At 62.4% G+C, this 6,995-nt stretch carries 8 protein-coding genes and 1 pseudogene; 6 read left to right on the top strand and 3 right to left on the bottom strand.

What is annotated here, in order from left to right; all coding sequences use genetic code 11:
- From EOA36_RS21905 to EOA36_RS21890, 4 genes and pseudogenes are all read left to right on the top strand, one after another.
- Positions 1-146: pseudogene (locus EOA36_RS21905) on the top strand (NAD-dependent dihydropyrimidine dehydrogenase subunit PreA); the annotation flags it as partial.
- A 365-nt stretch (positions 147-511) separates the two neighbouring features.
- Positions 512-1,030 (top strand): Rrf2 family transcriptional regulator, encoded by a 519-nt coding sequence (locus EOA36_RS21900; RefSeq protein ID WP_127279394.1) that lies wholly within the window; start codon positions 512-514, stop codon positions 1,028-1,030.
- 28 nt (positions 1,031-1,058) lie between these two features.
- On the top strand, positions 1,059-1,517 hold the full coding sequence (locus EOA36_RS21895; protein WP_127279393.1) for a carboxymuconolactone decarboxylase family protein: 459 nt from the start codon (positions 1,059-1,061) through the stop codon (positions 1,515-1,517).
- 202 nt (positions 1,518-1,719) lie between these two features.
- Positions 1,720-2,220, top strand: coding sequence for a hypothetical protein (locus EOA36_RS21890; protein WP_127279392.1), 501 nt, complete (start codon positions 1,720-1,722; stop codon positions 2,218-2,220).
- 61 nt (positions 2,221-2,281) lie between these two features.
- On the opposite strand, the gene EOA36_RS21885 is transcribed toward EOA36_RS21890, so the two are convergent.
- Both EOA36_RS21885 and EOA36_RS21880 read right to left on the bottom strand, forming a co-directional pair.
- On the bottom strand, positions 2,282-3,004 hold the full coding sequence (locus tag EOA36_RS21885) for an SDR family oxidoreductase (protein WP_127279391.1): 723 nt from the start codon (positions 3,002-3,004) through the stop codon (positions 2,282-2,284).
- Positions 3,001-3,840, bottom strand: coding sequence for an SDR family NAD(P)-dependent oxidoreductase (locus EOA36_RS21880; RefSeq protein WP_127279390.1), 840 nt, complete (start codon positions 3,838-3,840; stop codon positions 3,001-3,003). Before EOA36_RS21880 ends, EOA36_RS21885 begins: the two co-directional genes overlap by 4 nt.
- Positions 3,841-3,943: 103 nt before the next feature.
- Between EOA36_RS21880 and EOA36_RS21875 the strand changes: the two genes are divergently transcribed.
- Entirely contained in the window at positions 3,944-4,831 is an 888-nt protein-coding gene (locus tag EOA36_RS21875; protein WP_127279389.1) for a helix-turn-helix transcriptional regulator, read from the top strand.
- Between the two features lie 281 nt (positions 4,832-5,112).
- Here the strand turns inward: EOA36_RS21875 and EOA36_RS21870 are convergent, their stop codons facing one another.
- Complete coding sequence (locus tag EOA36_RS21870; RefSeq protein WP_127279388.1) at positions 5,113-5,748, bottom strand: TetR family transcriptional regulator C-terminal domain-containing protein; 636 nt, start codon at positions 5,746-5,748, stop codon at positions 5,113-5,115.
- A 225-nt stretch (positions 5,749-5,973) separates the two neighbouring features.
- Here EOA36_RS21870 and EOA36_RS21865 point away from each other — a divergent pair.
- On the top strand, positions 5,974-6,995 hold a 1,022-nt coding region (locus tag EOA36_RS21865; protein WP_145969252.1), incomplete at its 3' end, for an aspartate aminotransferase family protein.

Raw genomic sequence — 6,995 nt, 5'->3', positions numbered from 1 at the left:
ATGTCTGCCCGGTCGACAATTGCATCACCATGGAGCCGCTGGCGGCGGGCGTAATGGACCAACGCACCGGCAAGCCCGTGTCGCCGGTCTACGCCAACTGGACGACGCACCCGAACAACCCGATGGCCAAGGTGGCGGCGGAGTAGGGTTTGCTCCAGCATAAGAAGGGCTGCTTGGCAGAACTTAGGTTCCTCGCCCCACGAAAGTGGGGAGAGGTGGCCCGGCGAAGCCGGGACGGAGAGGGGACTTCGGGACGACTGGTAACTGCCCAAGGCTCCTGATCATCTTTACGCGCGCCTCCTCCTCACCGGTTGCAACTTCACAAAGTCGTCCCCCCTCTCCGTCCCGGCTTCGCCGGGCCACCTCTCCCCCGCTCCGCGGGGTGCGAGGAACCCAAGTCTTGCTAAGCGGCGTGCCGGAACCATCAGAATTAGCGGGCAATCTCCATTTTTCCTATTGCCGATATAAATTATCCACGATAAAAGATGTCCATGAATTGGAGATCATCACGATGAAACTGGGCGAGGGCGTTGAGGCGGCCATCCACTGCGCGGCGACGCTGGCGAGTGTGAACGGCAACAGCACTATGCCGGGCGCGGCGCTGGCGGAGGCGTTCGGCCTGTCGCCGAGCTATCTCCTGAAGCATCTCAACATGCTGACGGCGGCGCGCATTCTGGAATCGGTGCCGGGTCCGGCGGGAGGCTATCGGCTGGCGCGGGCTGCGGAACGCATCACACTGCTCGACATCGTGCTGGCCATCGAGGGGCGCGAACCGGCGTTTCGCTGCGGCGAGATCCGCCGCAACGGTCCGGTCAAGATCGATGCCTCGGCCTATGTCAAACCTTGCGGCATCAATGCCGCGATGCTGAAGGCGGAGCGCGCCTACCGGGCAGCGCTGGCCGAGGTGAAACTGTCCGACATCGTGGCGGATTACGCGGCGGAAGGCGACCCCAGATCGTTTGCCGCGAGCTGCGCCTTTGTCGAGCGCCATCAGCGGCCGCAGAAATCCAGTTCAACCAACCAAACCTAACCCTCCCGACGATGCGAAAGGAAAGACGATGAAACAGAGAATGCAGTTCTTCGCCAAGGCGCCCGAAATCATGAAGGCGGTCTCGGCGCTCAACAAGGCGGTCGACGAATGCGGGCTGGAGGTGAGCCTGCTGCACCTGATCAAGCTCAGGGCCTCGCAGATCAATGGCTGTTCCTTCTGCGTCGAGATGCACAGCCGCGAAGCCAGGCGCGACGGCGAGACCGAGCAACGGCTCTATCTGGTTTCCGCCTGGAAGGAATCGCCGCTGTTTTGCGAGCGCGAACGCGCCGCCTTGGCCTGGACCGAAGCGGTGACGTTGGTCGCCGACAACGGGGTGCCGGACGAGCTCTATGCGCGCGCGCTGGAGCATTTTTCGGAAGAGGAACTGGTCAAGCTGTCCGTCGCGGTCGGCATGATCAACACCTGGAACCGGCTCTGCATCCCGTTCCACGCCATCCATCCGATGCCCGCCGCCAAGGCGGCCTGATTATCCGACTGTGTTTGGAGCGCCGTCGAGGGGCGCGGCGCTCCAACTGTTTCAAGGGGAGTTTAATGCCCGCCGATTTGCCCACCTTGTGGTTCTCTCGGCTGCCTGCTGCTCGGCGGCGCGCCGTCATGGCAGCGCCGATACTTATTGTTAGGACAGTGCCGATATCTAATCTCTAATCGTAAACTTCGTTGAGCGTTAGATGTATATTCTCAGAGGGAGAAGCCGAGACACCCTGAGATGGCTGCTTATGGGAGGAGGGCTGGCAGTTGTCATTGTCGTCCTTCTGGAACATTTTCAGTCAATTACGGCTAGGGATTCCTTCGTTTTATTAGATGCCTATTTTATATCGAGCTTGCTGGCAATTGTTGTCCTATTGCGAAAATCGGACGAGAAAAGCTTTCTGGCGTCCCCTTTATTCCTGGGGAAATCAGCAACTCGCTTCACCCTATTTGTCTATTTGGTTTATGGCTCAATCGCGCTGTACCCTTTTGTGGAAAAGCGCTTTCGTTCTGAATTCATAGGCGAGATCGGCTTTTTCATACTTCTCCTGGTAATGGGGTTCCCTGACGTCCTCCTTTTTCTTCGAGCAAAGGCCGATTCCGGGAAACCTATCTATCAAAGGGCAAATCTGTTTGGCTTTTGGATAGTGCTGCTGTTCGTCATCGCGGCAATCGGTGCTGGGATAGTCGCCGGGCGGTAGCACCCCCGGCTCATCCAAGTCGCAATACCTTTGTCACGTTTCTCCCAGCCGCATGCACTTCCTATGCCGCGAACCGTAGGCCGCCGTCGCAGGTCAGCACCTGGCCGGTTATGAAGTTGTTGGAGACGAGGAAGGCGATCGCCGAGGCGACGTCCTCGGCGCGGCCAATCCTGCCCACGGGCGTTTTTCCCGCATATTCGGCAAAAACCGCTTGCCTCTGTTCTTCCGGCAAAAAATCCCACCAGGGCGTGTCGACGACGCCGGGCGCCACGACGTTGACGCGTAGCGGCTTCAGCTCGACAGCCAGGATCGGCGTCACGGTCAGCAGCATGCCGTTGACGGCACCGATGCCGGCGACACCGGGCATGGTGACCTGAGCTGAGACCGCCGAGATGAAGGTGACCGATCCGGATTTGCTCAACGTCGGCAACGCGGCCTGCAGGCAGGACAGTTGCGGCCGCACCTTTTCGTCGACGCCGCCGGCGATGTCGGCGAGATCGAGCGTCTCGAACGGTCCGAGGCCCTTGCCGCCGCTCGCTGCCAGAACGAGGTGGTCGAACGGACCGAGCCGATCGAAGAACTGGCGCACCTCATCGGGCTTCGACGCGTCGAAGGCGGCCTTGTCGGCTGCGCCACCAAGGCTTTTCCAGGCGCTGACGAGCTTGTCCTGGTTGCGCCCGGTGATGGTGACTTTCATGCCCGGGCCGAGCAGTTTGCGCGCTGTCGCCAGGCCGATGCCGGACGAGCCGCCGATGATGACTGTGTGTTCGGTTGTGACGGTCATGACGGTTCTTCCTTCGATTTTGGCGAAGCCAGCCCGACGAGGTCGAGGCTCAGGCTTCGCAATTGCTGTCTTGCCCTGGCATCGTAAGCCTGGGCGTCGGCGCGGGATTCGCGCAGTCCGTCGAAATAGAGGCCGCTGCGGCCTTCGAGCTTTTGCGCGGTGGCGAGGTTCAAGATGGCGTCGGCGCCGGTTTCGACCGAACTCCATGGCTTCACCCCCGCCTGACGGACCATGGTGGTGTTCATGTAGCTCGCCGGATGCAGCGCATTGACGGTGACGCCGCTGCCTTTCAACTGCTCGGGCAGATCGATGGTGAACAGGATCTGCGCCAGCTTGCTCTGGCAGTAGGCGCGCACGCCGCTATAGCCGTGGGTCAGCATGACGTCGTCGAAGTTGATCGCCTGCTGGCCGGCGGACGCCACATTGACGATGCGCGCCGGGGCACTTGCCCTGAGCAGCGGCAGCAGTTCCGAGGTCAGCAGGAAGCCGGCGAGATAGTTGACGGCAAAGCGAAGTTCGTGGCCGTCGGCGCTCGTCTGTCGCTTGTCGCCAGCCGTGCCGACGCCGGCATTGTTGATGAGGACGTCGAGGCGGCGCGTCCTGGCGCGCACGGCTTCGGCGAGGCGCCTTACCTCCGCCAGCGACGCGAGATCGGCCGCGAGAAACTCGGCCTTGCCGCCGGCGGCTTCGATCTCGGCGATAACGGCCTTACCGCGTGTGGCATCGCGGCCATGCACCAGTACCCGTGCGCCGGAGGCGCCCAGCCTTTGCGCCACGACCCGGCCGACGCCGTCGGTCGATCCGGTGATGAGAATGGTCTTGTCTTTCAATTCCATGTGCAGAGCCTCCTGTTGCTGCTCCGAACGCAAGATGGGACGCTTCGCCCACGGCAAACAGTTCAAACTTTATCCTGGTATCAATACTGCTATAATAGCCGGTATGAACGCTTCCATCTCTGCTGCCCCCACCCAATCAGCCGACGAGAGCCGCCGGCGCGAACTCGGCGCCTTCCTGCGTTCGCGCCGGGAAAGGCTGACGCCGTTGGCCACCGGCATCGCAACAGGTCCGCGACGGCGCACGCCGGGTCTGCGGCGCGAGGAAGTTGCGATGATCGCCGGTGTCGGCACCACCTGGTACACCTGGCTCGAACAGGGCAGGGACGTGCGGCCCTCGGTCGAAGTGCTCTCGGCGCTCTGCGAGGCGTTGCGCCTCGACGCCGTCGAGAAGCGGCATCTGTTCATTCTCGCCGGCCGCCAGCAGCCGGAACGTCGTGTGGCGGCGCCCGAGAAGGTGGACGCTACGCTGTTGCATATGCTGCAAAGCCTCGTCCTGCAGCCGGCCCAAGTGGTCGGCCGGCGCTGGGATGTGCTTGCCTGGAACCCGGCCGCGGCGGCGGTGTTCGGCGACTATGGCCTGCTGGAGGGCGATAGCAGAAACATCGTTCACATGGTGTTCACCAATCCGCACCATCGCCGCCTGCTGGTCGACTGGGAAGAACTCGCCCGCGTGGTGCTCGCCTCGTTTCGTGCCGAAAGCGCCAAATATGTCGGCGATCCCGATTTCGACAGGCTGATCGCCCTGATGATGAGCTCGAGTCCCGAGTTCCGTGACTGGTGGCCGCGGCGCGACGTGGCGCGCAGGCTGACCGGCGTGAAGCACGTTCGGCATCCCAAGGCGGGCTTGATGGCTTTCGAGCATATGAGCCTGTCGATCGACGACGGCTCGGACATGCGGCTGATCGTCTATACACCGCTTGCCGAGCAGAACTCGGTTGCCAAGCTTCAACAATTACTCGACGCGATGCCGGCCGAACGGCGCAGCGCCTGACGACGGTGCGTTCTGAGGCAAAGCCCTCCCAGCTTCGTCATCCCAGGGCGGAGCAGCTGCGAAGCGGCGTCGCGGAGACCCCGGGATCCATTCCGTGACCTTGGCCGTCGAGCGCAGCGGAGCAGAATTCTGAACCGTTGCAGGGCTTCCGCGTCACGGCATGGATTCCTTGGGCTGCGGAGCAGCTCCAGGGGTCTGCGCCGCGTCGCTACGCTCCTTGCTTCGCCCTAGAATGACGAAGTGGTGAGCGCCTCGGCCCATCTCCGAGGTCAGCAACAACGCTACCCCTTCGGCTTCAGCCCATCCAAGAATAACTGCTCGAGAAATCTCGCGGCGTCCTCGAAACGGCCGTCGCCGCCGCGGTTCGGGCCGAGCACGGCGCGGACCTGGACGTCGAAATCGGCATAGTGCTGGGTGGTCGCCCAGATCGAGAAGATCAGGTGCCAGGGATCGGTCCTGGCGATCTTGCCGGCGCGCATCCAGCCCTTGATGACCGCTGCCTTCTCGTCGACGAGCGTCTTCAACTCGCCCGCCAGCAGCGGCATGATGCGCGGTGCCCCCTGCAGGATCTCGTTGGCGAACAGCCGGCTCTCGCGCGGAAAGTCGCGCGCCATTTCCAGCTTGCGCCTGATGTAGCTCCTGAGCTCGGTCATCGGATCGCCGATATCATCGAGTTCCCTCAGCGGCGCCAGCCAGGTTTCGAGCAGCCGTTCCATCAACGTCTCGTGAATGTCTTCCTTGCGGCGGAAATAGTAGAGTAGGTTCGGCTTCGACATGCCGGCGGCTTCGGCGATCTGGTCGATGGTCGAGCCGCGGAAGCCGTTGGTGGAGAACACTTCGAGCGCGGCCTCCAGGATCAGTTCGCGCTTTTCCTGCTGGATGCGGGTGCGGCGAGGGGCTTGCGTGCTGATGGTCACCGTTTCGGACCCTCGCATTGACGGTCATCTGGACCAATTCTCTGGACCAGTTTTTCCCTAGCCTGTGGAACGCACTTCAGGAGCCGCATTTCCGCTAGTAATCCTTGACCGCCGACAGGGCGGTGCTAACGTTTGTCCAATCGGTCAAAATTTGCGTAGCATGAAAGCACGGCAAAGACCAAGCGTTGGACGCACCGAAACAGGTTACAAGGGGAAGTCTTGGTCATGTCCAACCGGCTGAAAGTCACGCCGAACGATCTCAGCGCATTCTGGATGCCGTTCACGGCAAACCGGCAGTTCAAGCAGGCGCCGCGCATGTTCGTGTCCGCCAAGGACATGCACTATACCACCAGCGACGGCCGCAAGGTGCTGGACGGCACCGCCGGCCTGTGGTGCGTCAACGCCGGCCACTGCCGCCCGAAGATCACCGAGGCGATCCAGCACCAGGCCGCCGAACTTGACTACGCCCCGGCCTTCCAGATGGGCCATCCGATCGTGTTCGAACTGGCGAACCGCCTGGTCGACATCGCGCCCAAGGGCATGGACCATGTGTTCTTCACCAATTCCGGTTCGGAATCGGTCGAGACGGCGTTGAAGATGGCGATCGCCTATCACCGCGTGAAGGGCGAGGGCTCGCGCACCCGGCTCATCGGCCGCGAGCGCGGCTATCACGGCGTCAATTTCGGCGGCATCTCGGTCGGCGGCATCGTCACCAACCGCAAGATGTTCGGCACGCTGCTGGGCGGCGTCGACCATATGCCGCACACCCACCTGCCGGAGAAGAACGCCTTCTCCAAGGGCGTGCCGGAGCATGGCGCGGAGCTCGCCAACGAGCTGGAGCGCATCGTCGCCCTGCATGACGCCTCGACCATTGCCGCCGTCATCGTCGAGCCGGTCGCCGGGTCAACGGGCGTCATCCTGCCGCCGAAGGGCTATCTCGAGAAGCTGCGCGAGATCTGCACCAAGCACGGCATCCTGTTGATCTTCGACGAGGTCATCACCGGTTTCGGCCGCCTCGGCGCGCCGTTCGCCGCCGATTATTTCGGCGTCACGCCCGACATCATGACCACCGCCAAGGGCGTCTCCAACGGCGTCATCCCGATGGGCGCGGTGTTCGTCAAGAAGGAAATCCACGACGCCTTCATGACCGGCCCCGAGCACATGATCGAGTTCTTCCACGGCTATACCTATTCGGGCAATCCGATCGCCTGCGCTGCCGCACTCGGCACGCTCGACACCTACAAGGA

This window comes from Mesorhizobium sp. M8A.F.Ca.ET.021.01.1.1 (assembly GCF_003998025.1).
Taxonomy (GTDB): Bacteria; Pseudomonadota; Alphaproteobacteria; order Rhizobiales; family Rhizobiaceae; genus Mesorhizobium.
This window is presented reverse-complemented; position numbering and strand designations above follow the sequence as displayed.